Below are 23,950 nucleotides of genomic sequence, written 5' to 3'. Positions count from 1 at the left end.
AGGCGCCTCCCGCCCTCAGGGCCGGGTCACCAGATCATCGCCGCCCCGAACACGGCGAGCGCGATCGTGCAGAAGGCCGTGAGCAGCGCACCCCGGTGCGAGAGGGGCTGCGGCCTGGCCGGGCTCAGGGAGCGGATCCGGCGGTGGGCGACGGCGAGGAACCCGATCCACACGAGCGCCGACAGCGCGAGCCCGGTGGCCCCGACGGCGGTGATCTCGTCGCTCACGGCCACCTTGACGGCGAGCACCGCCACCACGGTGCACGACAGGGTCGTCCGCCGCCACGCGAGCCGCGTCCGCTCCGGCTGGAGCCCGGGATCACGCGCGTCGATCCCGGAGGCGGCCTCCGTCACCGCCCCGTCCAGCCGAACAGCACGACCACCACCATCGCGACCGCCACCACCGCCACGACCAGGCTCAGCACGGCCGGGAAGCGGGACCCCGGCAGGTCCTCGCCGCGTCGCATGGCCCGCTCGCAGCGCACCCAGTGGTTCACCGCCCGCAGTGCGCAGAGCACCCCGGCCGCGAGCAGCGCGAGCGACAGCCCGACCCGGATGCCCCAGCGCAGGTCCGGCAGGAACTGGTCCACGGCGAAACCGCCGCCGACCAGGGCGAGCGCGGTCCGGATCCAGGCGAGGAAGGTCCGCTCGTTCGCGAGGGAGAAGCGGTAGTCGGGGGTCTGTCCCTCGTCCCGGATGCGCTGCGGTGCGAACCACGACCGCAGGCTCTGTACGAAATCGCTCACATGCGCACCCTAACGGCCGGGTGATCAGCCCGCCGGGTGCCCCTCTCGGGTCCCGCGCGCCCGCAGCCGCTCGTACGCGGCGAGCCCGTCCGGCACCCACTCCCACTCGTCCAGCCGGCGGGCCAGCTCCTCCTCCGTCAGGAAGGAGTGCCAGGCGACCTCCTCCACCTGCGGGTTCACCGGCAGCTCGCACCGCACCTCGTAGACCGCCGACCACCACTTGCCGGCCACGCCCGCGGAGTCGTACAAGAACGTCAGCACGGGCTCGGGCCGGGGCAGGCCCCGTACTCCGAGCTCCTCCTCGGCCTCGCGCAGCGCGGCCTCGTCGTAGGACTCGCCCGCGCCGACGACCCCGCCGACGAACATGTCGTACATCGACGGGAAGACCAGCTTCGTCGGCGTCCTGCGGTGCACGAAGACCCGGCCCTCGGCGTCCCGGACCCGGATGAAGACGCAGCGATGGATCAGGCCCCGCGCGTACACCTCACCGCGCGGGGCCTGCCCGATCACCCGGTCGTGCTCGTCGACGACATCGAGAATCTCTTCAGCGGCGCTCATCCCGCCATCCAAGCAGGACCGGCCGACGGGCGAGCGGGCTCACTGCCCCATGACGTACTTGACCGTCGGCCCGGTGGTCCAGCCGCCGTCCACCGCGAGCTCCGCACCCGTCACGTACGAGGCGGCGTCCGACAGCAGGAAGACGACCGCGCCCGCGATCTCGTCGGCCTCGCCGACCCGGCCCATCGGCGTGTTCGGGTACTTGCCCTCGCCGCGCTCGATGCCGACGGAGGCCGTCATCGGGGTGTACGTCATGCCCGGGTGGACGGAGTTGACGCGGATCCTCGCCGTGCCGAGCTCCACCGCGCCGATCTTCGTCAGACCGCGCACGCCCCACTTGGAGGCGCCGTACCCGGCGGTGAGGGCCAGGCCCATCAGGCCCGCGGCCGAGGAGATGTTGACGATGGAGCCGCCGCCGGCCTCCTTCATCGCCGGTATCGCGGCCTTCATGCCGATGAAGACACCGGTCAGGTTGATGTCGAGGACCTTGCGGAAGTGCTCGACGGACTCGGTCTCCAGGAAGGCGCCGGTGGAGATGCCCGCGTTGTTCACCAGGCCGTGCAGCCCGCCGAACTCCGACACGGCGTACGCGACGGCCGCCGCCCACTCCTCCTCGGAGGTCACGTCGTGGTGGAAGAAGCGCGCCCGCTCGCCGAGGGCCTCGGCGGTCGCCTTGCCCTCCTCGTCGAGTACGTCGGTGAGCACGACGTTCGCGCCGGCCGCGACCGCCTGCCGGGCGGCCTCGGCGCCCAGGCCGCGGGCGCCACCGGTGATGAGGACGGTCCTGCCGGTGAGGTCGTTCATGAAAGATCCTTTCGGTGGAGGGGGTATGCCTGCTCCGGCTGTGCGGCACGCAGCAGGGCGGTGGTGGTCTCGACCAGATCGGCGAGGAAGAGCGCCTCACCCGTGAGGGGTTCGGTGCCGTCGAGGTACTGCCTGGCCCGGTCCGCCATCGCCGCGCCCACCACGGTCAGCGCCAGGTCCAGGCGCTCCAGGAGCAGGGGCTCGGGCAGTCCACCGGCGGCCAGCCGGTCCGCGATCCGCTCGATCAGACGCCAGTAGCCGGTGCCGGCGAGCGTGGGATGGGGGGTGCGGGTCCGCACCCCGCTCTCGTGGCTCAGCTGTGCGGAGATCCGCAGGCAGCGACGGCCCCGGTCGGTGCGCAGCTCGCCGGCCTCCGCCGTGACGAGGGCGTCGATCAGGGCGTGCAGCTCGTCGGGCGCGGCCGCGAGCAGGGGGGCGAGCACGCCCTCCGTACGGGCCTGGCGGCCTGCCATCACGGCGTCGAGCAGCCCGGCGCGCGAACCGAAGTGGTACTGCACGGCGGACGGGTTGGCCTGCCCGGCGCGGCTCACGATGTCCCGCAACTGTGCGCCGTGGACGCCCTGGGCGGCGAAGAGCTCCTCCGCCGCGCGGATCAGTCTGTCCCGGGTCTCGGGCCCCGATGTCCTCGCCATGCATTCATATTAATGCTCAACATTAGAAAACGGGAGGGGAGAAGAGGAGAGAGGGACGGGGAAACAGTTGACTCGATACATCCGTGTATCCAAGATGCGGTCCATGTCCTACGACGCTGATGTGATCGTGATCGGGGCCGGCCTCGCCGGCCTCGTCGCCACCGCCGAGCTGGTCGAAGCCGGCCGCACCGTGATCCTCCTCGACCAGGAACCAGAACAGTCCCTCGGCGGCCAGGCCCACTGGTCCTTCGGCGGTCTCTTCCTCGTCGACTCGCCCGAGCAGCGCAGGATGCGCGTCAAGGACAGCCACGCCCTCGCCCTCCAGGACTGGTACGGCACCGCCGGCTTCGACCGGACCGAGGACCACTGGCCGAAGAAGTGGGCCGAGGCCTACGTCGACTTCGCCGCCGGCGAGAAGCGCTCCTGGCTCCACGCGCGCGGGGTGCGCTTCTTCCCCGTCGTCGGCTGGGCCGAGCGCGGCGGCTACGACGCCAACGGCCACGGCAACTCCGTCCCCCGCTTCCACATCACCTGGGGTACCGGCCCGGGCCTCGTCGCCCCCTTCGAGCAGCGGGTCCGCGAGGGCGTCGCCCGCGGCCTCGTCCAGCTCCGCTTCCGCCACCGGGTCACCGCTCTCGGCCGCACCGCCGGAACCGTCGACACCGTCACCGGCGAGATCCTGGAACCCTCCACGGCCGAGCGCGGCACCGCCAGCACCCGCACGCCCACCGGCGCCTTCGAACTCCGTGCCCAGGCGGTGATCGTCACCTCCGGCGGCATCGGCGGCAATCACGACCTCGTCCGCGAGCAGTGGCCGGAGCGGCTCGGCACCCCGCCCGCCCGCATGCTCTCCGGCGTCCCCGCCCACGTCGACGGCCTCATGCTCGGCGTCGCGGAGAAGGCCGGCGCCCACCACATCAACCGCGACCGGATGTGGCACTACACCGAGGGCATCGAGAACTGGAACCCGATCTGGGCGAAGCACGGCATCCGCATCCTCCCCGGACCGTCCTCGCTCTGGCTGGACGCGACCGGAAAGCGGCTGCCCGTCCCGCTCTTCCCCGGCTTCGACACGCTCGGCACCCTCGAACACATCATGCGGACCGGCCACGACCACACCTGGTTCGTCCTCGACAAGCGGATCATCGGCAAGGAGTTCGCCCTCTCCGGCTCCGAACAGAACCCCGACCTCACCGGCAAGTCCGTCCGCGACGTGATCGGCCGCGCCCGCGCCGACGTGCCGGGCCCGGTCCAGGCGTTCATGGACAAGGGCGTCGACTTCGTCGTCGAGAACGACCTCTCCGCCCTCGTCCGGGGCATGAACCGGATCACCGGCGAGGACCTGATCGACGAGACCGCGCTGCGCCACGAGATCACCGCCCGCGACCGCGAGATCGCCAACCCCTTCACCAAGGACCTCCAGGTCACGGCGATCCGCGGCGCCCGCAAGTACCTCGGCGACAAGCTCATCCGCACGGCCTCCCCACACCGCATCCTCGACCCCAAGGCCGGCCCGCTGATCGCCGTACGCCTCAACATCCTCACCCGTAAGTCCCTCGGCGGCCTGGAGACCGACCTCGACTCCCGCGTCCTCACGGAGGGCGGCGAGCCCCTGGACGGCGTGTACGCGGCGGGCGAGGCGGCCGGCTTCGGCGGCGGCGGGGTCCACGGCTACCGCTCCCTCGAAGGCACGTTCCTCGGCGGCTGCATCTTCTCGGGAAGGGCGGCGGGCCGGGCGGCGGCGAAGGCGGTCGGCTGACGGAGGCTTCCTGATCCGGCCCGATCCGAAAGACAGGCCGCCCACTCCCCCTGCCCGATCCAAAGACAGGTCGCTCTACTCCTCCGATCCAAAGACAGGTCGCCCTACCTCCGAGCCGAAGGACAGGCCCTACCCCCCGAGCAGTTCCACCACCCTGAACCGCTCCACCACCACCATCGTTCCGTCGTCCACCACGAACCCGGGGTCCCCCAACCCCTCCCGCATCTCCTCGCTGTGCCAGAAGCGCTCGTGCGCCTCCCGCCACTCCGCGACCGACAGGTACCCCTCGCCCTCGTCCAGCGCGAGCCGCAGGTCCGCCTCGCCCAGGGCCAGGACCTCGACCCCCGTCACCTCCACGACCGCCACCTCGTGGCCGTCCGAGTCGATGAGGGCCGAGCGCTCGCCCACCTCGGGCAGCTCCTCGTTCTCGATCTCGTACTCCACGAGGAGGCCCGTCGTGGCGACCTTCTCCCCGGAGAGGACCGCGGCGACGAGCCGGTCCCGAAGCGGGCCGGGGAAGGCGAGAAGGAAGGGCTTGAGCGCGTGAGGGCCGGTCATGGCCGACAGTCTGTCAGCCACGACCGGCCCTCGGAGCCGTGCCGGAAGAGCTACGTCACAACACCAGCGACAGCAGCAGCACGCACCCGATGCCCACGACCGAGATGATCGTCTCCATCACCGACCAGGTCTTGACCGTCTGGCCGACGGTCATGCCGAAGTACTCCTTGACCAGCCAGAACCCGGCGTCGTTGACGTGGCTGAAGAAGAGCGAGCCCGCGCCGATCGCGAGGACGAGCAGCGCCGTGTGGCTCGTCGACATGCCCTCCGCCAGCGGCGCCACGAGCCCGGCGGCCGAGATCGTCGCCACCGTCGCGGAGCCCGTCGCCAGCCGGATCGCGACCGCGATCAGCCAGGCGAGCAGCAGGGCCGGGATGGACCAGTTCTCGGAGAATTCCAGGATCATCTGGCCGACGCCGATGTCGATCAGGGTCTGCTTGAAGCCGCCGCCCGCGCCGACGATCAGCAGGACGCCCGCGATCGGGGCGAGGGACTTCTCGACGGTCGTGGACAGCCGCTCCTTGGTGAAGCCGGCCGCCCGGCCCAGGGTGAACATGCCCACTATGACGGCGGCGAGGAGCGCGATCAGCGGGGAGCCGATGACGTCGGTGACCTTCTGGACGCCGTTGTCGGGGTTGTCGACGACGATGTCGACGAGGGCCTTCACCAGCATCAGGACCACCGGCAGCAGCACGGTCGCGACGGTGGCGCCGAAGCCGGGGCGCTTGTCCAGGTCCTCGGAGGGACGCACCGGGATCATGTTCTCCGGGGCCGGGATGTCGACCCAGCGGGCCGCGTACCGGGAGAACAGCGGACCGGCGATGATCACCGTCGGGATGGCGACGACGAGACCGAGGGCCAGGGTGACGCCCAGGTTGGCGCCGACCGCGTCGATCGCGACGAGCGGGCCGGGGTGCGGCGGGATGAGCCCGTGCATCACGGACAGACCGGCCAGGGCCGGGATGCCGATCCGCATGAGGGAGTAGTTGCCGCGCTTGGCGACGAGCAGCACCACCGGGATCAGCAGCACGATGCCGACCTCGAAGAAGAGCGGCAGGCCGATCACCGAGGCGATGAGGACCATGGCCCAGGGCATGGCCCGGCCGCCGGCCTTCGCCAGGATCGTGTCGACGATCTGGTCGGCGCCGCCCGAGTCGGCGAGCAGCTTGCCGAGGATCGCGCCGAGGGCGATCAGCACGCCCACGCCGGCGACGGTGGCGCCGAGGCCGGCGGTGAAGGACTTGATGGCGTCCGCGATCGGCGCCCCGGCGAACGCGCCGAGCGCGAGCGATCCGATGGTCAGCGCCAGGAACGCGTGCAGCTTGAACTTGGTGATGAGCAGGACGATGACGGCGATGCCGGCGAGGACGGCGATGCCGAGCTGGGCGTTGCCTGCCGAGGTGATCGGTTCGGCGGCGTCCGCTGCCAGGATCTCGACACTGAGACTGGTCACGGTGGTGTCCTTCGTACGAGCGGGGGAAGGGGGGCGGGACGAGAGGTCAGCCGGCGAGGCCGCGCAGCGCGGCGGCGGCCCGTGCGGCGATGTCCTCGGGGGTGCCGGAGACGTCGACGGCGACGCCGGCTTCGTCCTCCTGCAGCGGCTGCAGGGTGGCGAACTGGGAGTCCAGGAGTGCCGTCGGCATGAAGTGGCCCTTGCGGGCCCCCATGCGCTGCTCGATGAGCTCCCGGTCACCGGTCAGATGAAGGAAGACCACGCCGGGGGCCGCGGCGCGCAGCCGGTCCCGGTAGCTGCGCTTCAGCGCGGAGCTGCTCACCACACCGCCGAGCCCGGCCCGGTCGTGCGCCCATGTCCCGATGGCGTCGAGCCAGGGTTCGCGGTCGCTGTCGTCCAGGGGGATGCCGGCCGACATCTTGGCCACGTTCGCCGCGGGGTGGAAGTCGTCGCCCTCCGCGTACGGGAGGTCGAGGGCTTCGGCGACCAGCGGGCCGATCGTGGTCTTGCCGGTCCCGGCGACGCCCATCACGACGACGACTGTCCTCGTGCTGGGCTGGGGGGTGGTGCTCATGGGTGGTGCCTCGCTGTCTTCTTCGACATCGATCCGTCGCGCTTATGAAACCCATTGGGTACGACGTATTCAAGAGTCTGTGACATAAAAGTAGTACTTTTAATTCCTGACGTGATCATCCGAGCGAGCGCGCATAGGCTTGCCACCATGACGACACCGGCCCAGGGGCTCCACTCGCACGTCCTCGCCACCCTGGGTCTCGCGATCACCGCGGGGGAGTACCCGCCCGGCACCGTGCTGCGCACCGACGAGCTCGCCCAGCGCTTCGACGTCTCCCGGACCGTGGTCCGCGAGGTCGTCCGCGTCCTGGAGTCCATGCACCTCGTCGAGTCGCGCCGCCGCGTCGGCGTGACGGTGCTTCCCACCGCCAGCTGGAACGTGTACGACCCCCAGGTCATCCGCTGGCGCCTGGCCGGCGCCGACCGCCCCCGTCAGCTCCGCTCGCTCACCGTCCTCCGCTCCGCCGTCGAGCCCGTCGCCGCCGGCCTGGCCGCCGAGAACGCCACCCCCGAACAGTGCCGCGAGCTCACCGAGCAGGCCCTCGGCATGGTCGCCACCTCGCGCGGCCGGCGCCTGGAGGAGTACCTGGTCCACGACATCGCCTTCCACCGGGTCGTGCTCAACGCCTCGGGGAACGAGATGTTCGCCCGCCTCGGGGACGTCGTCGCCGAGGTCCTCACCGGCCGTACCCACCACCACGTGATGTTCGAGGACCCCGACCCGGCGGCCGTCACCCTCCATGTCCAGGTCGCCGAGGCCGTACGGGAGCGGGACGCGGCCCGCGCCGAGGAGCTCACCCGCCAGATCGCGGTCGGCGCCCTCCAGGAACTGGACGTCCTCGCTCCGTAGGGCGTGCGGCAGAACACCCCGCAAACCATTCCGTAAAGCGCCGGTAAAGCTCTGAACTAGCTCAAATATGGGCGTTCAGTGACATGCGCCACAGTCAGTTCCGGCCCCTTGCCGTGAGGATGTGCGCTGGCCGTGCCGGGGTGACCCCCCACCATGCACGGCCGGGTACCGCACAGCCCCCTCACGAAGGCGAACAACTCCATGAGTGACCGCGTCATCGCGGCCGACCCGCTGTCCGCCGCCAAGGCGAACCCGGCCGCCCCCCACGTCGACGCCGGCGACGCCGGATACCGCAAGGACCTCAAGTCCCGCCACATCAACATGATCGCCATCGGTGGCGCGATCGGCACCGGCCTCTTCCTGGGCGCCGGTGGCCGGATGTCCCAGGCGGGCCCCTCCCTCTTCATCGCGTACGCGGTCTGCGGCGTCTTCGCCTTCTTCGTGGTGCGGGCCCTCGGCGAGCTCGTGCTCTACCGCCCCTCCTCCGGCGCCTTCGTCTCCTACGCCCGTGAGTTCATGGGCGAGAAGGGCGCCTACACGGCCGGCTGGCTGTACTTCCTCAACTGGTCGACCACGGCCGTCGCCGACATCACCGCCGCCGCGACCTACGCCCACTTCTGGTCGATGTTCAGCGACGTCCCGCAGTGGATCCTCGCCCTGATCGCCCTCGCGGTCGTCCTCGCCGCCAACCTCATCTCCGTGAAGTACTTCGGCGAGATGGAGTTCTGGTTCGCGATCATCAAGGTCGGCGCCCTCGTCGCCTTCATGCTGATCGGCATCTTCCTCGTCGTCACCTCGCACGACGTCGGCGGCCACACCCCGGGCCTCGGCAACATCACGGACAACGGCGGCATCTTCCCCAACGGCATGATGCCGATGCTGCTGCTCATCCAGGGCGTCGTCTTCGCCTACGCCTCCGTCGAGCTGTGCGGCGTCGCCGCCGGCGAGACCGAGAACCCCGAGAAGATCATGCCGAAGGCGATCAACTCGATCATGTGGCGCGTGGGCCTCTTCTACGTCGGCTCCGTCGTCCTGCTCGCGCTGATCCTCCCGTACACCGCGTACACCGGCGACCAGAGCCCCTTCGTCACCGTCTTCGACAAGCTGGGCATCCCCGGCGCCGCCGGCGTGATGAACCTCGTCGTCCTCACGGCCGCGCTCTCCAGCCTCAACTCCGGCCTCTACTCCACCGGCCGCATCCTGCGCTCCATGTCGCTCTCCGGCTCCGCGCCGAAGTTCACCGGCGTCATGAACAAGGGCGGCGTCCCCTACGGCGGCATCCTGCTCACCGCCGGCTTCGGCGTCATGGGCGTCGCGCTCAACTACGTGATGCCCGGCGAGGCCTTCGAGCTGGTCCTCAACTTCGCCTCGATCGGCATCATCGGCACCTGGGCCATGATCATGGTCTGCTCGCTCCTCTTCTGGCGCAACGCCCAGCAGGGCAAGCTCACCCGCCCCGGCTACAACCTCCCCTGGGCCCCGTACACCCAGATCGTGACCCTCGTCTTCCTCGCCTCCGTCCTCGTCCTCATGTGGATGGACGGCGGCATCGGCCGCACCACCGTCAACTGCCTGCCGCTCATCGCGGCGGCCCTCGTCGGCGGCTGGTTCCTGGTCCGCAAGCGGGTCCGTACGACGGCCGCGCCGACGCCGGCCGCGACCCAGGACTGACCTCCCCCCACGGGAACGGCGAGTCCCCCGCAGGCACAGCCTGCGGGGGACTCGCCTTTTGTCAGGAGATAGTGGTACGCAAGAGCCTTACAAGATCCGGTCGGAGGAAGGGAAGTTCGCGATGCCGCAGCACGTCCAGGGGGTCATCGCCCCCGGCAGGAACGAACCGGTACGGGTCGAGACGATCGTGATCCCCGATCCCGGCCCCGGCGAGGCCGTCGTGAAGATCCAGGCCTGCGGCGTCTGCCACACCGATCTCCACTACAAGCAGGGCGCGATCAACGACGAGTTCCCCTTCCTCCTCGGCCACGAGGCCGCCGGAATCGTCGAGTCGGTCGGCGAGGGCGTCACCGACGTCGAGCCCGGCGACTACGTGATCCTCAACTGGCGCGCGGTGTGCGGCCAGTGCCGCGCCTGCCGGCGCGGCCGCCCCTGGTACTGCTTCGACACCCACAACGCCGAGCAGCGGATGACCCTGCTCGACGGTACGGAGCTCTCCCCGGCCCTCGGCATCGGCGCCTTCGCCGAGAAGACCCTGGTCGCCGCCGGCCAGTGCACCAAGGTCGACCCCGCCGTCGCCCCCGAGGTCGCGGGCCTCCTCGGCTGCGGCGTGATGGCCGGCATCGGCGCCGCGATCAACACCGGGAACGTCGGCCGCGGCGACACCGTCGCCGTCATCGGCTGCGGCGGCGTCGGCGACGCGGCGATCGTCGGCTCCCGCCTCGCCGGAGCAGCGAAGATCATCGCCGTCGACATCGACGACCGCAAGCTGGAGACGGCGAGGACGATGGGCGCGACCCACACCGTCAACTCCCGCTCCACCGACCCCGTCGAGGCGATCCGCGAGCTCACCGGCGGCTTCGGCGCCGACGTCGTCATCGAGGCCGTCGGCCGCCCCGAGACCTACAAGCAGGCCTTCTACGCCCGCGACCTCGCCGGCACCGTCGTCCTCGTCGGCGTCCCCACCCCCGAGATGAAGCTCGAACTGCCGCTCCTCGACGTCTTCGGCCGCGGCGGCGCCCTCAAGTCCTCCTGGTACGGCGACTGCCTGCCCTCCCGCGACTTCCCGATGCTCGTCGACCTGCACCGGCAGGGCCGTATCGACCTCGCCGCCTTCGTCACCGAGACCATCGGCCTCGGCGAGATCGAGAAGGCCTTCGCCCGCATGCACGAGGGCGACGTCCTCCGCTCGGTGGTGGTGTTCTGATGGGCGCCCGCATCGACCACGTCGTCACCTCCGGCACCTTCAGCCTCGACGGCGGCACCTGGGACGTCGACAACAACGTCTGGATCGTCGGCGACGACACCGAGGCGATCGTCATCGACGCCGCCCACGACGCCGAGGCCATCCTCGCCGCCCTCGACGGCCGCGCCCTGCGCGCCATCGTCTGCACCCACGCCCACAACGACCACATCGACGCGGCCCCGGCGCTCGCGGCCGCCACCGGCGCCCGCATCCTGCTCCACCCCGCCGACCAGCCGCTGTGGAAGCAGACCCACCCCGACCACAGCCCCGACGGCGAACTCGCCGACGGTCAGGTCCTCACCATCGCGGGCACGGACCTCACGGTCCTCCACACCCCCGGGCACGCCCCCGGCGGCATCTGCCTGTACGCCCCCGACCTGGGCACGGTCTTCACGGGGGACACCCTCTTCCAGGGCGGCCCCGGTGCCACCGGCCGGTCCTTCTCGGACTTCCCGACGATCGTCGCGTCGATCCGCGAGAAGCTCCTCACCCTGCCGCCGGAGACGGTGGTACGCACCGGGCACGGCGACACCACCACGATCGGCGCCGAGGCCCCGCACGTCCAGGAATGGCTCAACCGAGGCCACTGAGAGCCAGCCGGCTCTCGAAGCTCCTCGGTCCGCCCGTGAACGGGTCGGTGAACTCCAGCGTCCGCGCCAGCAGTTGCAGCGGACGGCGGAAGTCCTCCGGCCCGTCCTCACGAACCACCGGATAGACCGGATCGTGCAGGATCGGCAGGCCCAGCGCGTTCATGTGCACCCGCAGCTGATGCGTCCGCCCGGTCTCCGGCACCAGCCGGTAGCGCCCGAGCCCGCCGCTGCGCTCCACGAGCGCGATCCGGCTCTCGCTGTTCGGCTCGCCCGGCACCTCCCGGGCGGCCATCACCCCGCGCTCCTTCTCGATCCGGCTCCGCACCCTCACCGGCAGCTCCACCACCGGGTCGTACGGCGCCACCGCCTCGTACTCCTTGCGCACGAGCCGGTCCCGGAACAGCGTCTGGTACGCCCCCCGGTCCTCGGGCCGTACGACACAGAGCACCAGGCCCGCCGTCAGCCGGTCGAGCCGGTGCGCGGGCTGGAGATGCGGAAGCCCCAGCTCCCGCCGCAGCCGCGCGAGCGCGGTCTCCGTGACATGCCGTCCCCGGGGCATCGTGGCGAGGAAGTGCGGCTTGTCCGCGACCACGATCCGCTCGTCCCGGTACACCACCCCGATCGGGAAGGGCACCGGCTCCTCGACGGGAAACTCCCGGTGGAACCAGATGTAGCGGCCCACGGTGTACGGATCGTCCCCGGCCACCGTCCCGTCCACCCCGACGAACCGCCCCTCGCCCAGCATCTCCTCGACCCGCCCGGCCCCGACGGCCGCCCCGTACCGATCGAGCAGATGCTCCCGTACGGTCGCCCAGACCCCGCCCGGATCCTCCGGAAGCCGCAGCCGTACGGGATCGATCCCGTCCCGCTGCGGCAACGGCGCGGAAGGCGCCTTAGCTCTCCGTCTCACGGCTCCGCCTCATGACTGCATGTACTCATGCCGAAAGTCCCGGTCGATGAGATCGACCGGGACTTCGTGTGGTGTCCGAGGGGGGACTTGAACCCCCACGCCCGATAAAGGGCACTAGCACCTCAAGCTAGCGCGTCTGCCATTCCGCCACCCGGACAAGGTGTCTGTCTTCCGTGCCGCTGGGCCCTTCCGACGAGGAAAACCATAGCAAACATTCGGGGTGGCCGATCACCACCCCTGGCCGCCCCCGTCGTGTGACGGCCGCATGTCGGCCGAGGTCCGCCCTTGGGCCCGGAGGGGGGCACGCGGGAGGATGGGACGAGCACCGAAGCAATCACGTGGGGCATGTAGTGGGAGGAAGCAGCGTGAGCGAGTCGAACACGGGCCGAAGTGTCAACGCCCAGTCCGCCGAGAACGAGGTCGTGGACCTCTGTCGCGACCTCATCCGCATCGACACCAGCAACTACGGCGACCACTCCGGCCCGGGCGAGCGGGCGGCGGCCGAGTACATCGCCGAGAAGCTCGCGGAGGTCGGACTCGAGCCGAAGATCATCGAGTCGCACCAGGGGCGGGCCTCCACCGTCGCCCGCATCGAGGGCGAGGACCCGTCGCGGCCGGCCCTGCTCATCCACGGCCACACCGACGTCGTCCCGGCCAACGCCGAGGACTGGACCCACCACCCCTTCTCCGGGGAGATCGCCGACGGCTGCGTCTGGGGCCGCGGCGCCGTCGACATGAAGGACATGGACGCGATGACCCTCGCGGTCGTACGGGACCGGCTGCGCAGCGGCCGCAAGCCCCCGCGCGACATCGTCCTCGCCTTCCTCGCCGACGAGGAGGCCGGCGGCACCTACGGCGCCCGGCACCTGGTCGACAAGCACCGGGACCTCTTCGACGGGGTCAACGAGGCCATCGGCGAGGTCGGCGGCTTCTCCTTCACCGTCAACGAGAACCTGCGGCTCTACCTGGTCGAGACGGCCCAGAAGGGCATGCACTGGATGCGGCTGACCGTCGAGGGCACGGCCGGCCACGGCTCGATGACCAACGACGACAACGCCATCACCGAGCTCTGCGAGGCCGTCGGCCGGCTCGGCCGCCACCAGTGGCCGGTGCGGGTCACCAAGACCGTCCGCTCCTTCCTGGACGAACTCTCCGACGCGCTGGGCACCCCCCTCGACCCCGAGGACATGGACGGCACCCTCGCCAAGCTCGGCGGCATCGCCAAGATGGTCGGTGCCACCCTGCGGAACTCGGCCGCCCCGACCATGCTCGGCGCCGGCTACAAGGTGAACGTGATCCCCGGCCAGGCCACCGCACACGTCGACGGGCGCTTCCTGCCCGGCTACGAGCAGGAGTTCCTCGCCGACCTCGACCGGATCCTCGGCCCGAACGTGAAGCGCGAGGACGTCCACGGCGACAAGGCCCTGGAGACCAGCTTCGACGGCGCCCTGGTCGACGCCATGCAGCTGGCGCTGCGCGCCGAGGACCCGATCGCCCGTGCCGTGCCGTACATGCTCTCCGGCGGTACCGACGCGAAGTCCTTCGACGACCTCGGCATCCGCTGCTTCGGCTTCGCGCCGCTGCAGCTGCCGCCGGAGCTCGACTTCGCCGGCATGTTCCACGGCGTGGACGAGCGGGTGCCGGTGGACGGCCTGAAGTTCGGCGCCCGCGTCCTGGACCGTTTCATCGACGCCTGCTGAATTCGTGCGCACGTTTGCATGTGACCGGAAAGAGTGAATGAACTCGGGGGCTCGTAGCCCCCACGATTCCCCCTCGTTACAGGTGGTGCGGTCCGCGGCTGGGACCGCATTTCCAACTAGGAGGAATAATGATCAAGAAGGTCGTCGCTGCTGCGGCTGCCACTGGCGGTCTGGTTCTCGCGGGCGCGGGCATGGCCGTTGCCGACGCGGGTGCCCAGGGTGCGGCCATCGGTTCCCCCGGTGTCCTCTCGGGCAACGTCGTCCAGGTGCCGGTTCACGTCCCCGTGAACGTGTGCGGCAACACGGTCTCCGTGATCGGGCTGCTGAACCCCGCCTTCGGCAACACCTGCGTCAACGCCTGACGTTGTGCCTCGCCCCATGAGGGTGTGAGCCGGTCCGGCCCCGGAGTGCGTGCCATGCACTCCGGGGCCGGTGGCCATTTCCGCCCCGGGTGTTCCGCCCGGTGGCACTCTTTCGAAGCCCAGCAGGCAGGGAACAGCTATGCGACAGGTCACGCGTAAGGGTCTTGTCACCTTTGCGGCAGCCGGAGGCGTTTTCGCCGCCGTCGGCGGCGGTTATGCGCACGCCGATTCCGGTGCGAACGGTGCGGCCACGAATTCCCCGGGCGTCGCGTCCGGAAATTCCGTCCAGGTCCCGGTGCACGTACCGGTGAACGCCTGCGGAAACACGGTCAACGTCGTCGGACTGCTCAATCCGGCGATGGGCAACAAGTGCGCCAACACCTCGAAGCCGGGTAAGCCCGGCAAGCCGGGCGGCGGTTCCTCCGCCGGCGGGCACAGCAGCGACTCTCCCGGTGTCGGCTCCGGCAACACCGTCCAGGTGCCCGTCGACGTCCCGGTCAACGTGTGCGGCAACAGCGTCACGGGCATCGGCCTGGGCAACGCCGCCGCGGGCAACAGCTGCGGCAACGGCATCGAGCCGACACATCCGGGCAACCCCGGGAACCCTGGCAATCCGGGGAACCCCGGGAATCCGGGGAACCCCGGGAATCCGGGCAACCCTGGCAACCCCGGCAATCCGGGGAACCCCGGTAACCCTGGGAATCCGGGCACTCCCGGTAACCCCGGCACTCCCGGTAACCCCGGCACGCCGGGTACGCCCGGCACCCCCGGTAACCCGGGCACTCCCGGGACCCCCGGCAGTGAGGTCGGGCCGAACACCCCCGGTGCGCACAGCGTCACCCCGCCCCGTGCCGTCGAGGAGCTCGCCGAGACCGGTTCCGGTCCGCTCGGCGTGATCGTCCCCGCCGGTGCCGGTCTGCTGCTCGCCGGCTCGCTGATCTACCGCCGCGCCCGCAACGCCGCCTGACCCGCCGCGGTTGATCGAGGCGCGCGACGGCCGATCGAGGCGCGTCGCGCGCCACGCACAAGGGGCCCCGCAGTCGCGGGGCCCCTTCTCGTCGCTCTACCAGGTCGCCCGGAGCTGGCGGATGATCCGCCGCTTCAGCCGCACTCTGCGGCTCCCGTCCCGGTGCAGGCTCAGGCGGTCCAACTCCCAGTGTCCGTACTCGGCATGGTCGGTCAGCAGCCGCGTCGCCTCCTTGCGGGAGACACCGCGCGGCACGTACACGTCGACAAATTCGTATTCCGGCATCGCATCTATTGTGCGGGCACGGGGTCGCTACGGATAGCGTGCGTCCCATGTCTGATGCTGCGCAGCCCACCGCTGCCGAGGTACGTGCCGCCGCCGAGGCGGTCAAAGCCGCACTGGACCGTCACCTCGCGGCGGTCGAACGCCGCACGGGGGACGACGACACTGCCGTCTACGAAGCCTTCAACGCCCTCGCCGCGGCGGCCGAGGCGTACGACGAACTCCTCTACGACCGCTACGACGAGGTCACTCCCTTCGAGATCCCCGGAGCGGACGGCGCGCTGCCGCCGTACGCCGGACCTGACGAACCTCACGCGCTCAGCCTCCTGATCCGCCGCGACTACGCCGTCGCGGAACCGCAGCGTCTGCTCGCCCAGGCCCGCCGCGTCGCCGAGATCGACGGCGAGGCGGACGCCACCGGACCGGCCGCCAGGGCCGGAGTCTCGCCGCTCGCCGCACTGGGGGTGCTCTTCGGCGAGTACGAACCGGACGAGATCGCCTCCCGGCACAAGGAGTTCGGCCTGGAGGAGGGCGACTCCACGCTCTGGGTCACCGCCGCCGAGGAGCTCCCGGAACCGGGGGAGTGGCTCAACGCCCCCTTCGAGCACGCCGATCCGGAGCGGATCGTCTGCCGCTTCGACGTCAGCTCCGTCTTCGACGAGGACGAGGACGACGGGGAGGACGACGGGGAACACGAGGACGAGGACGATCACGGGGAGGCAGGGGCCGGCGCTTCCGGCTCCTGAGGGGACGTGGGGAGACGGCGGAGGGCCGGGACACCGATCGTGGTGTCCCGGCCCTCCGCCGTTCCGCGCCTCCGGCCCCTGCTCCTCGGGCCCCTACTCCTCGGGCGTGGTGAGCAGCGCTTCCAGGAGCGGCCTCAGCCGCGTCGTACGCTCCGGAGCCACCCCTTCGGCCACCGCGCGGGCCAGCGCCTGGTCCACGCCGTGCACGACCGACAGATGCCGCTCCGCACGACCGAAGGCCGTGTACACCCACGGCCTGCTCAGCCCCCCGGCGGCGTCGCCCGGCAGCACCACGACCACCGCGGGCCAGCGCGCCCCGGCCGCCTGGTGCGCGGTGAGCGCCCAGCCGTGCCGCAGCGCCGACTCCACCCGCTCCTTCGGTACGAGGAGCTCCTCGTCGCCGCACCGGAGCCGCAGCCCCTCGGCGTCGGCCGACAGGACTGTGCCCGTCACCGTCCGTCCCGGCACGGGCGCGTACGCCACGCGGTCCCCCGGGTCGTAGCCGCCGAACCGGCCGGGGCCGGGGTTCAGCCGCTGCTTGAGGGCCGCGTTCAGCGCGCGCGTACCGGCCGAGCCGCCGTGGCCGACCGTGACGACCTGCGTCTGCTCGGGCGGCACCCCGATCGCCCGCGGCACCGAGTCGGCCACCAGCTGGACGGTACGGTGCACGGCCTCGCCGGCGTCCCGCACCGGGACGATCACGATCTCCTTGCCGGGGGCCTCGACCTGGTTCAGCTCCCCGGCGCCGATGCCCGAGACCAGCTCGCCGAGCGGCCCCGGGTCGGGCACGCGCGAGGCGATCCGCGGGCACACCCGGGCCGCGAGGGCGTCGGCGAAGACCTGGCCGGCACCGGGCGCGCCCAGCACCGCCGGGTCGCCGCTCAGCACCAGACGGCAGCCGTCGGGCAGCGACTCCACGAGCATCGCGGCCGTCTCCACGTCCAGCTGCGGCGCGTCGAGCACCACCAGGAGGTCCAGGGCGAAGGCGCCCTCCTCGTCGCGGCCGGGGCCGGCCGCTCCGGAGAGCAGCGCGGCGACCGTCACCGCGTCCGCCCCGGCGGGGCCCGCCGCCCGGCGTCCGCCGTCCGCGTGGACGGCGACCAGGGTGCGCAGCCCGCGCTCGCGGGCGGCCGCGGCGAGTGCCACCGGCTCGGCGCGGGAGGCCTCGCCGCCCGTGTGCAGGACGAGGCCGTGCGCACCGGCGGCACGCTCCAGCTCGGAGCCCTCCCAGGTGTCGGCCGTCGCCGTCTTGACCAGCCGGGCGAGGCCGTCCGCGAGGCTCTCCTCCGCGAGCGCGTACCGGTCGAGCCCGAGCAGCACGGGCGAGGCCGGCTCCTCGGCGACGGCCTCCGGCGACTCCTCGTCCCCTTCGGGCTCCTCCTCCGCGGTCTCCTCCTCCTGGAAGACGAGGACCGCGCCCGTGGACACCGCCTCCTCGACCGCCGACTCCGGATCGGGCACCGCGTGCCCGGCGAGTCCGGCGCGCACGGTCCCGATCTCCAGCGCCGTGTGTCCCTGGAGCGCGGCCCGCTCCAGGAGCCACACCGTCAGGGCGACCGTCCGACGCGGGTCGTCGGGGCCGCACACGGCGCCGAGCAGCGCTCGCGCGAAGCCGTCGGCCTGCTCGGGACGCACCCCGGAGACCGCGAGCAGCTGCCACGGGTCGTCGAGCAGGGTCTGGGCCGCGCCCTCGCCGAGCGCGGCGGCGACCTGCCCGGCCAGCGCCTCGGGGGCGCCGCCCTTGGCCAGGACCTCCCGCACGGCGGTGGTGGTGCCGGGCGCCGGCACGGACGCCTGCGCCGGTACGGGGGGCCGCACGGTCACGGTGGGGGCCGCCTCGGGCGCGGTGCGGCGGGGTGCGGGCTCGGGGGACTCGTAGAACGTGCTGCCCGAGGCGGCGCCGCCCTCCACGGCCCGGACGGCCGCGAGCAGGTCGGCCGCCGTGCCGCTCAGCTTGGCGCCGCTGGCCAGGGGCCCTTCCTTCTCGGCCTTCCGCGCCTCGATCCTGGCCCGCAGCTCGCGCTGCGCGGCGAGCTCGGCCTGCGCGTCGCTCAACTCGGGCGTGTCGGCGGCCTTGTCGGCGGCATCGCCCGACGCGGCGGGCTCCTCGGAAGCCACGTCGGCAGCCTCTGCCGCGGCGGACTCCTGAGGTGCCTCGGTCACAACGGGCTCCTGAGGCGCCTCGGCGGTCGGCTCCTCCGGAGCCTCGGCCGCGTCGGGCTCCTGAGCCGTCGCCGGCTCCTCGGCCCTGTCCGACCCCTCGGCCGTCGTCGGTTCCTCGGCCGTCCCCGGCTCCTCCGGCTCGGCGGCTCCCTCCTGTACGTCCTCCTGGACGTCCTCGGTGGGTGCCACGTCCTCGGGTGCCTCGGGCGCGGTCTCCCCGGAAGGCTCGGTCACAAGGTGCTCCAGTCGTGATCCGGATAGCGGTGCACGGGCGCCGACACATCGTCCAGCGCCCGACAGATCTCGTCAGGAAGACTAAGGGTCTCCACCGACAACGCGGCCGCGAGCTGGCGTGCCGTGCGCGCGCCGACGATCGGGGCCGTCACTCCGGGCCGGTCGCGTACCCAGGCGAGCGCCACATGCAGCGGGGTCGTCGCCAGTCCGTCGGCCGCCGTCGCGACCGCGTCCACGATCCGGCTCGCCGCCTCGTCCAGGTACGGCTCCACGAACGGTGCCATCGTCTCCGACGCGCCCCGCGAGTCGGACGGAGTCCCGCTGCGGTACTTCCCGGTCAGGACCCCGCGCCCGAGCGGCGACGAGGGCAGCAGGCCTATCCCGAGGTCCTGCGCCGCCGGCAGCACCTCGCGCTCCACGCCCCGCTGCAGCAACGAGTACTCCAGCTGCGCCCCCGCGAGCCGGGTCCGGTCCCCGCCGAGCTGCCAGGTGCCCGCCTTGGCGAGCTGCCAGCCGCAGAAGTTCGCCACGCCCGCGTACCGCGCACGCCCGCTGCGTACCGCGATGTCGAGCGCCTGGAGGGACTCCTCCAGGGGCGTGTACGGGTCGAAGGCGTGCAGCTGCCACAGATCCACGTGGTCCGTGCCGAGCCGGGCGAGGGAGGCGTCGAGCGCGGCGAGCAGATGCCCGCGCGAGCCGTCCGTACGCCGGTCGGGGTCCGGCACGCTGCCCGCCTTGGTCGACAGGACGAGGTCCTGCCGGGAGACGAGCCGCTCCATGAGACGCCCGAGCAGATACTCCGCCTCGCCCCCGCCGTACACGTCGGCGGTGTCCACGAGCGTGCCGCCCGCGTCCCAGAACGACTTCAACTGCTCGGCGGCGTCGTGCTCGTCGGTGTCCCGGCCCCACGTGAGGGTGCCGAGTCCGATGCGCGACACACGCAGGCCGGTACGTCCGAGATGCCTCTGCTCCATGGGCGCGAGATTACTGGCCAGGGCACCACGCGGAGAGAGCCTGTGGACAACCGCGTCCTGACGGATGTCCCGGCCGCGCGCTAGAGTCCCGCCCACAAGGACGTTACCGATGGGTAAGGGGTGCGTGGACATGCGGCTCGGCATCAACCTCGGCTACTGGGGTGCGGGCATGGACGGCGACAATCTCGCCGTCGCCCAGGAGGCGGACCGCCTCGGCTACGACGTCTGCTGGGCCGCCGAGGCCTACGGCTCCGACGCACCGACCGTCCTCGCCTGGGTCGCGGCGAAGACGGAGCGGATCGACGTCGGCTCCGCGATCATGCAGATCCCGGCCCGGCAGCCCGCGATGACGGCGATGACCGCCGCCACCCTCGACTCGCTCACCGGTGGCCGCTTCCGCCTCGGCCTCGGCGTCTCGGGACCGCAGGTGTCCGAGGGCTGGTACGGCGTGAAGTTCGACAAGCCGCTGGCCAGGACCCGCGAGTACGTCGAGATCGTCCGCAAGGCGATGACCCGGGAGCGACTCAGCTACGAGGGCGAGCACTGGACCCTGCCGCTCCCCGGCGGCCCCGGCAAGCCGATCAAGCTCACCGTGCACCCGGAGCGCGAGCACATCCCGCTCTACATCGCCGCGATCGGCCCCAAGAACCTGGAACAGACCGGTGAGATCGCCGACGGCGCCCTGCTGATCTTCCCCTCCGCCGCCCACCTGGAGGAGACCGCGCTCCGGCACATCCGCGCGGGCCGGGAGAAGGCCGGGCTGACGATGGACGGCTTCGACGTCTGTCCGACCGTGCCGCTCGCCCTCGGTGACGACGTCGACGCCATCGCCGACGTGTTCCGCCCGTACACCGCGCTGTACGTCGGCGGCATGGGCAGCCGCAAGCAGAACTTCTACAACCAGCTCGCGCAGCGCATGGGCTACGAGAAGGAGGCCGCCGAGATCCAGGACAAGTACCTGGCCGGCGACAAGGCGGGTGCGGCCGCGGCCGTGCCGCAGAGCCTGATCGACCAGACCTCGCTGCTCGGCTCGGTCGAGCGGATCTCCGAGCGGATGACGGCCTACGCCGAGGCCGGGGTCACGACCCTGACCCTCGCCCCGGCCGGCTTCACCCTGGACGAGCGGCTTGCGGCGCTGCGGGCGGGCGTGGAGGCCATGGAGCTGGCGGGCCTGGCCTAGGCCTGCGGCCGTACACCTGGGCCGGACTCGACGGACGGAGTCCGGCGCAGGCGGTCGAAGCCGTGAGGCCGCCAGAGGCCGATCGGTGCGAGAACGCCGTCGGGAGAAGTTCTGCGGCCGTGGTGGGGGCTCGGGGGGTCTTCCCCGCCACGGCCGTCATGCAGCACAACGGCTTCACCGGGCCCCCGGTTACGCCCTTCGGACTCACTCTTTCGGCCGAGCCGCCCGGCCCTCCTGTTGCCCGTCGCCCCGGAGCGCATTTGACTCGTTCTCCCGGGGGCCGGACGGAGTGCGGACATGCGCACGGAGGTGGCGGCGATGCTCACGGCCAAGGGCTTGTTCCAGGAGATCATCGACAACGACGAGTCCTTCCGGCTCTTCTGCTCGATCGCGGCGAGCGGTGAGTCCCAGGGCGGCTGGGAGAACGCCCGGATCGCGGCGCTCGTCGCGCCTGGGATGAGCGATCTCACGCCCAAGATCATCCGGCACGGCGCCGACGAGGACAAGCACGGCAGGATCTTCAACGCGTTGATGAAGAAGCGCGGCCTCGAACCCGTCCCGGTGCCGCCCGACACCGACTACACGATGCTGCTCGAACAGCGCGGCATCGGCCTCGCGCACGACAAGCTGCGCCGCGAGGAGCGGCTGAGCGAGCAGGACGTCATCGTCTACCTCGCCCACAGCCGGGTCACCGAGCAGCGCGCCGCCGACCAGATGAACATGCTGGTCGCGTACTTCGGGGACCATCCCGAACTCGGCAAGGCCATCCACATGATCGACAACGACGAGGTGAACCACCTCGCCTACTGCCACGAGGAACTGCTCCGCCTCGCGCGCGCGGGGCACGGCCGGCTCATCCAGCGGACCCTGCGCGAGTCCGCCCTCGTCGAGATCCAGGTCTACCGTGACGTCAGCCTCGCCGTGATGGGCCACATGGGCCGGATCCTGCGCTGGCCCCGCCCCAAGGCGGCCGTCCTCGCGGCCGGCATCCGCGGGACGTACGCGTACGAGCGCGCCGCGGGCTGGCACCGGATGGTCGGCCTGAGGATGCCCGAGCGGCTCGACGCCCTGGGCGGGCCCGCGACCCCCGCCCCGGCCTTCTGAAGCGGCGGCCTCACTCCCGGCGGCTCACATCCAGCCGCGCCGCTTGAACATGCGGTACAGGGTGACGACGATGCCGGCCATCACCACGATCACCACCGGGTACGACCCCACCCACCGCAGCTCCGGCATGTGATCGAAGTTCATGCCGTAGATGCCGGCGACCATCGTCGGGACGGCGGCCATGGCCGCCCAGGCGGAGATCTTCCGCATGTCGTCGTTCTGCCGCACCCCCATCTGCGCGAGATGGGCCGACAGCACGTCGGACAGGAGCCGGTCGAGCCCCTCCACCTGCTCGTTGGAGCGCAGCAGATGGTCGTTGACGTCCCGGAAGAAGGGCTGCGACCTCTCGTTCACGAACGGCACCGAACCGCCCGTGAGCCGGGCCACCGGCCCGGCGAGCGGACCGCTGGCCCGCCGGAACTCCAGGACCTGCCGCTTCGCCGTGTAGATCCGCTCCGCGGTGTTCGCCGGATTGCCCCCGGTGGGCGCGAAGACGTCCGCCTCCAGCTCCTCCAGGTCGACCTGGAGCTCGCCCGCCACATCGAGGTAGTGGTCCACGATCGCGTCGCTCACCGCGTACAGCACCGCCGTCGGCCCGTGCTTGAGCACCTCCGGATCGGCTTCCAGCCGTCGGCGCACCTCCGCGAGCGGCGCGCCCTCGCCGTGCCGGACCGTGACCACGAACGAGTCGCCCATGAACAGCATCAGCTCGCCCGAGGAGACCCGGTCGCTCTCCGGCTCGTAGACGATCGGCTTGAGCACCGCGAACAGCGAGTCGTCGTAGACCTCCAGCTTGGGCCGCTGGTGTGCCTTCAGGGCGTCCTCGACGGCCAGCGGGTGCAGCGCGAACTCCGAGGCGACATGGTCGAATTCCGCCTCCGTGGGCTCGTGGAGCCCCACCCAGAGAAACGCGTCCCCGGTGGCCCGCGCCTCGTCGAGCGCGTCGGAGAGGTCGGCGGGGCCGTCCGTACGGCGCCCGTCCCGGTAGATGGCTGAGTCCACGATCACGCGCCGTATTCTCCATCGAACGGCCCCGCCACGCACGCGTGGATCCGCCCGGACTCCCGCCGGCCCCGATCCGGCCGTACGGGACGGGCGGGGCCGGGCCACGGCGGGGTGCTGCCGGGCACCGCCTAGGCTGGCCGGCATGGCCACGTTGATCCTCGTCCGGCACGGACGTTCCACCGCCAACACCTCCGGGGTCCTCGCCGGGCGCACGCCCGGGATCTCCCTCGACGAGCGGGGCGCCGCGCAGGCCGCCGCGCTCCCCGGGCGCCTCGCGGACGTTCCGCTCGCCGCCGTCGTCTCCAGCCCGCTCCAGCGCTGCCGGGAGACCGTGCGGCCCCTCCTCGACGCCCGCCCGGACCTCCCGCTGCACGTCGAGGACCGGATCAACGAGTGCGACTACGGCGACTGGTCCGGCCGCAAGCTGGCCGAGCTCAACGACGAACCCCTGATGGAGGTCGTCCAGGCGCACGCCTCCGCCGCGGTCTTCCCCGCCGGCGAGTCCATGCGCGCGATGCAGGCCCGCGCCGTCGACGCCGTCCACGACTGGAACGCGCGGATCGAGGCCGAGTACGGCGACGACGCCGCCTATGTCATGTGCTCGCACGGCGACATCGTCAAGTCGATCGTGGCCGACGCGCTCGGCCTCCACCTCGACCTCTTCCAGCGCATCCACGTCGACCCCTGCTCGGTCACCGTCATCCGCTACACGCGCCTGCGCCCCTTCCTCGTCCGCCTCGGCGACACCGGGGACTTCGGCGGCTTCGCCCCCCGCGAGCACCCCGACAGCAGTGGGACGGCTGAGGTCGGGGGTGGTGCGGGCGCACCGTGATCCCTTCGCGCAGTAGGGTGGACGCGCCGCT

Annotated in this window: 25 protein-coding genes and 1 tRNA gene; 12 read left to right on the top strand and 14 right to left on the bottom strand. The window is 71.6% G+C overall.

What is annotated here, in order from left to right:
• Positions 1-26 precede the first annotated feature (26 nt).
• Genes OG462_RS11230 through OG462_RS11210 form a run of 5 tightly spaced genes read right to left on the bottom strand, consistent with a single transcriptional unit; the run spans position 27 to position 2,760 of the window.
• Positions 27-353, bottom strand: coding sequence for a DUF202 domain-containing protein (locus OG462_RS11230; RefSeq protein ID WP_406056919.1), 327 nt, complete (start codon positions 351-353; stop codon positions 27-29).
• Positions 350-745, bottom strand: coding sequence for a YidH family protein (locus tag OG462_RS11225; protein ID WP_406056917.1), 396 nt, complete (start codon positions 743-745; stop codon positions 350-352). The genes OG462_RS11230 and OG462_RS11225 overlap by 4 nt, the downstream gene beginning before the upstream one ends.
• Positions 746-769: 24 nt before the next feature.
• Positions 770-1,303 (bottom strand): NUDIX hydrolase, encoded by a 534-nt coding sequence (locus OG462_RS11220; RefSeq protein WP_406056915.1) that lies wholly within the window; start codon positions 1,301-1,303, stop codon positions 770-772.
• Positions 1,304-1,342: 39 nt separating this feature from the next.
• A complete protein-coding gene (locus tag OG462_RS11215; protein WP_406056913.1) occupies positions 1,343-2,107 on the bottom strand; it encodes a glucose 1-dehydrogenase in 765 nt (254 codons plus the stop codon).
• Positions 2,104-2,760, bottom strand: coding sequence for a TetR/AcrR family transcriptional regulator (locus OG462_RS11210; RefSeq protein ID WP_406056911.1), 657 nt, complete (start codon positions 2,758-2,760; stop codon positions 2,104-2,106). The genes OG462_RS11215 and OG462_RS11210 overlap by 4 nt, the downstream gene beginning before the upstream one ends.
• A gap of 103 nt (positions 2,761-2,863) precedes the next feature.
• Between OG462_RS11210 and OG462_RS11205 the strand changes: the two genes are divergently transcribed.
• The gene (locus tag OG462_RS11205; protein ID WP_406056909.1) at positions 2,864-4,519 is read left to right on the top strand and encodes an FAD-binding dehydrogenase; all 1,656 of its coding nucleotides are present in this window, start codon (positions 2,864-2,866) and stop codon (positions 4,517-4,519) included.
• Between the two features lie 129 nt (positions 4,520-4,648).
• Here the strand turns inward: OG462_RS11205 and OG462_RS11200 are convergent, their stop codons facing one another.
• From OG462_RS11200 to OG462_RS11190, 3 genes are read right to left on the bottom strand one after another with little or no spacing between them, the layout of a single operon-like run.
• Positions 4,649-5,077 (bottom strand): ASCH domain-containing protein, encoded by a 429-nt coding sequence (locus OG462_RS11200; RefSeq protein WP_406056907.1) that lies wholly within the window; start codon positions 5,075-5,077, stop codon positions 4,649-4,651.
• Positions 5,078-5,132: 55 nt separating this feature from the next.
• The gene (locus OG462_RS11195) at positions 5,133-6,530 is read right to left on the bottom strand and encodes a gluconate:H+ symporter (RefSeq protein WP_406056905.1); all 1,398 of its coding nucleotides are present in this window, start codon (positions 6,528-6,530) and stop codon (positions 5,133-5,135) included.
• A 46-nt stretch (positions 6,531-6,576) separates the two neighbouring features.
• Positions 6,577-7,104, bottom strand: coding sequence for a gluconokinase (locus OG462_RS11190; RefSeq protein WP_406056903.1), 528 nt, complete (start codon positions 7,102-7,104; stop codon positions 6,577-6,579).
• Between the two features lie 147 nt (positions 7,105-7,251).
• On the opposite strand from OG462_RS11190, the gene OG462_RS11185 reads away from it, so the two are divergent.
• From OG462_RS11185 to OG462_RS11170, 4 genes are all read left to right on the top strand, one after another.
• Positions 7,252-7,953 carry a FadR/GntR family transcriptional regulator gene (locus OG462_RS11185; protein ID WP_406056901.1) on the top strand — a complete coding sequence of 234 codons (702 nt, stop codon included), beginning with the start codon at positions 7,252-7,254 and terminating at the stop codon, positions 7,951-7,953.
• 201 nt (positions 7,954-8,154) lie between these two features.
• Positions 8,155-9,624: an amino acid permease gene (locus OG462_RS11180; RefSeq protein ID WP_406056899.1), complete on the top strand. Its 1,470-nt coding sequence runs from the start codon at positions 8,155-8,157 to the stop codon at positions 9,622-9,624.
• 121 nt (positions 9,625-9,745) lie between these two features.
• Complete coding sequence (locus OG462_RS11175) at positions 9,746-10,831, top strand: S-(hydroxymethyl)mycothiol dehydrogenase (RefSeq protein ID WP_406056897.1); 1,086 nt, start codon at positions 9,746-9,748, stop codon at positions 10,829-10,831.
• Positions 10,831-11,460 (top strand): MBL fold metallo-hydrolase, encoded by a 630-nt coding sequence (locus OG462_RS11170; RefSeq protein WP_406056895.1) that lies wholly within the window; start codon positions 10,831-10,833, stop codon positions 11,458-11,460. Before OG462_RS11175 ends, OG462_RS11170 begins: the two co-directional genes overlap by 1 nt.
• Here OG462_RS11170 and OG462_RS11165 read toward each other — a convergent pair.
• A complete protein-coding gene (locus OG462_RS11165; RefSeq protein ID WP_406056893.1) occupies positions 11,444-12,370 on the bottom strand; it encodes a pseudouridine synthase in 927 nt (308 codons plus the stop codon). The genes OG462_RS11170 and OG462_RS11165 overlap by 17 nt on opposite strands.
• A gap of 69 nt (positions 12,371-12,439) precedes the next feature.
• Positions 12,440-12,527: transfer RNA gene (locus OG462_RS11160), tRNA-Leu, on the bottom strand.
• 208 nt (positions 12,528-12,735) lie between these two features.
• On the opposite strand from OG462_RS11160, the gene OG462_RS11155 reads away from it, so the two are divergent.
• The 3 genes from OG462_RS11155 (at position 12,736) to OG462_RS11145 (ending at position 15,399) form a co-directional block, all read left to right on the top strand.
• Positions 12,736-14,070 carry a M20/M25/M40 family metallo-hydrolase gene (locus OG462_RS11155; protein ID WP_406056891.1) on the top strand — a complete coding sequence of 445 codons (1,335 nt, stop codon included), beginning with the start codon at positions 12,736-12,738 and terminating at the stop codon, positions 14,068-14,070.
• Positions 14,071-14,198: 128 nt separating this feature from the next.
• Positions 14,199-14,432, top strand: coding sequence for a chaplin ChpH (chpH, locus tag OG462_RS11150; protein WP_015032475.1), 234 nt, complete (start codon positions 14,199-14,201; stop codon positions 14,430-14,432).
• Positions 14,433-14,571: 139 nt separating this feature from the next.
• Positions 14,572-15,399, top strand: coding sequence for a chaplin (locus tag OG462_RS11145; protein ID WP_406056888.1), 828 nt, complete (start codon positions 14,572-14,574; stop codon positions 15,397-15,399).
• Between the two features lie 96 nt (positions 15,400-15,495).
• On the opposite strand, the gene OG462_RS11140 is transcribed toward OG462_RS11145, so the two are convergent.
• Positions 15,496-15,684 (bottom strand): DUF5703 family protein, encoded by a 189-nt coding sequence (locus tag OG462_RS11140; protein WP_189833297.1) that lies wholly within the window; start codon positions 15,682-15,684, stop codon positions 15,496-15,498.
• Between the two features lie 47 nt (positions 15,685-15,731).
• Between OG462_RS11140 and OG462_RS11135 the strand changes: the two genes are divergently transcribed.
• Positions 15,732-16,427, top strand: a complete 696-nt coding sequence (locus OG462_RS11135) for a hypothetical protein (protein ID WP_406056886.1) — start codon at positions 15,732-15,734, stop codon at positions 16,425-16,427.
• Between the two features lie 93 nt (positions 16,428-16,520).
• On the opposite strand, the gene OG462_RS11130 is transcribed toward OG462_RS11135, so the two are convergent.
• Together OG462_RS11130 and OG462_RS11125 are read right to left on the bottom strand one after the other, a co-directional pair.
• Positions 16,521-18,824 (bottom strand): helix-hairpin-helix domain-containing protein, encoded by a 2,304-nt coding sequence (locus OG462_RS11130; protein WP_406056884.1) that lies wholly within the window; start codon positions 18,822-18,824, stop codon positions 16,521-16,523.
• Entirely contained in the window at positions 18,821-19,798 is a 978-nt protein-coding gene (locus OG462_RS11125; RefSeq protein ID WP_406056882.1) for an aldo/keto reductase, read from the bottom strand. The genes OG462_RS11130 and OG462_RS11125 overlap by 4 nt, the downstream gene beginning before the upstream one ends.
• Before the next feature lie 130 nt (positions 19,799-19,928).
• On the opposite strand from OG462_RS11125, the gene OG462_RS11120 reads away from it, so the two are divergent.
• Both OG462_RS11120 and OG462_RS11115 read left to right on the top strand, forming a co-directional pair.
• Complete coding sequence (locus OG462_RS11120) at positions 19,929-20,978, top strand: LLM class F420-dependent oxidoreductase (protein ID WP_406066469.1); 1,050 nt, start codon at positions 19,929-19,931, stop codon at positions 20,976-20,978.
• A gap of 318 nt (positions 20,979-21,296) precedes the next feature.
• Positions 21,297-22,082 carry a ferritin-like domain-containing protein gene (locus tag OG462_RS11115; RefSeq protein ID WP_406066468.1) on the top strand — a complete coding sequence of 262 codons (786 nt, stop codon included), beginning with the start codon at positions 21,297-21,299 and terminating at the stop codon, positions 22,080-22,082.
• A 24-nt stretch (positions 22,083-22,106) separates the two neighbouring features.
• Here OG462_RS11115 and OG462_RS11110 read toward each other — a convergent pair whose 3' ends face one another.
• The gene (locus OG462_RS11110; protein WP_406066466.1) at positions 22,107-23,099 is read right to left on the bottom strand and encodes a magnesium and cobalt transport protein CorA; all 993 of its coding nucleotides are present in this window, start codon (positions 23,097-23,099) and stop codon (positions 22,107-22,109) included.
• A gap of 130 nt (positions 23,100-23,229) precedes the next feature.
• Here OG462_RS11110 and OG462_RS11105 point away from each other — a divergent pair, with 130 nt between their 5' ends.
• On the top strand, positions 23,230-23,919 hold the full coding sequence (locus OG462_RS11105; RefSeq protein ID WP_406056880.1) for a histidine phosphatase family protein: 690 nt from the start codon (positions 23,230-23,232) through the stop codon (positions 23,917-23,919).
• Positions 23,920-23,950 lie beyond the last annotated feature (31 nt).

It is taken from the genome of Streptomyces sp. NBC_01077 (assembly GCF_045162855.1).
In the GTDB taxonomy this organism is placed as follows: domain Bacteria; phylum Actinomycetota; class Actinomycetes; order Streptomycetales; family Streptomycetaceae; genus Streptomyces.
The sequence above is the reverse complement of the archived record's forward strand: the minus strand, read 5'-3'. Positions and strand labels throughout refer to the sequence as shown.

Bases quoted from the DNA above. Each gene is read 5' to 3' on its own strand.
- OG462_RS11220 (WP_406056915.1), bottom strand. From the start codon at position 1,303: ATGAGCGCCGCTGAAGAGATTCTCGATGTCGTCGACGAGCACGACCGG.
- OG462_RS11215 (WP_406056913.1), bottom strand. From the start codon at position 2,107: ATGAACGACCTCACCGGCAGGACCGTCCTCATCACCGGTGGCGCCCGC.
- OG462_RS11210 (WP_406056911.1), bottom strand. From the start codon at position 2,760: ATGGCGAGGACATCGGGGCCCGAGACCCGGGACAGACTGATCCGCGCG.
- OG462_RS11205 (WP_406056909.1), top strand. From the start codon at position 2,864: ATGTCCTACGACGCTGATGTGATCGTGATCGGGGCCGGCCTCGCCGGC.
- OG462_RS11200 (WP_406056907.1), bottom strand. From the start codon at position 5,077: ATGACCGGCCCTCACGCGCTCAAGCCCTTCCTTCTCGCCTTCCCCGGC.
- OG462_RS11190 (WP_406056903.1), bottom strand. From the start codon at position 7,104: ATGAGCACCACCCCCCAGCCCAGCACGAGGACAGTCGTCGTCGTGATG.
- OG462_RS11185 (WP_406056901.1), top strand. From the start codon at position 7,252: ATGACGACACCGGCCCAGGGGCTCCACTCGCACGTCCTCGCCACCCTG.
- OG462_RS11180 (WP_406056899.1), top strand. From the start codon at position 8,155: ATGAGTGACCGCGTCATCGCGGCCGACCCGCTGTCCGCCGCCAAGGCG.
- OG462_RS11175 (WP_406056897.1), top strand. From the start codon at position 9,746: ATGCCGCAGCACGTCCAGGGGGTCATCGCCCCCGGCAGGAACGAACCG.
- OG462_RS11170 (WP_406056895.1), top strand. From the start codon at position 10,831: ATGGGCGCCCGCATCGACCACGTCGTCACCTCCGGCACCTTCAGCCTC.
- chpH (WP_015032475.1), top strand. From the start codon at position 14,199: ATGATCAAGAAGGTCGTCGCTGCTGCGGCTGCCACTGGCGGTCTGGTT.
- OG462_RS11145 (WP_406056888.1), top strand. From the start codon at position 14,572: ATGCGACAGGTCACGCGTAAGGGTCTTGTCACCTTTGCGGCAGCCGGA.
- OG462_RS11140 (WP_189833297.1), bottom strand. From the start codon at position 15,684: ATGCCGGAATACGAATTTGTCGACGTGTACGTGCCGCGCGGTGTCTCC.
- OG462_RS11135 (WP_406056886.1), top strand. From the start codon at position 15,732: ATGTCTGATGCTGCGCAGCCCACCGCTGCCGAGGTACGTGCCGCCGCC.
- OG462_RS11125 (WP_406056882.1), bottom strand. From the start codon at position 19,798: ATGGAGCAGAGGCATCTCGGACGTACCGGCCTGCGTGTGTCGCGCATC.
- OG462_RS11120 (WP_406066469.1), top strand. From the start codon at position 19,929: ATGCGGCTCGGCATCAACCTCGGCTACTGGGGTGCGGGCATGGACGGC.
- OG462_RS11115 (WP_406066468.1), top strand. From the start codon at position 21,297: ATGCTCACGGCCAAGGGCTTGTTCCAGGAGATCATCGACAACGACGAG.
- OG462_RS11105 (WP_406056880.1), top strand. From the start codon at position 23,230: ATGGCCACGTTGATCCTCGTCCGGCACGGACGTTCCACCGCCAACACC.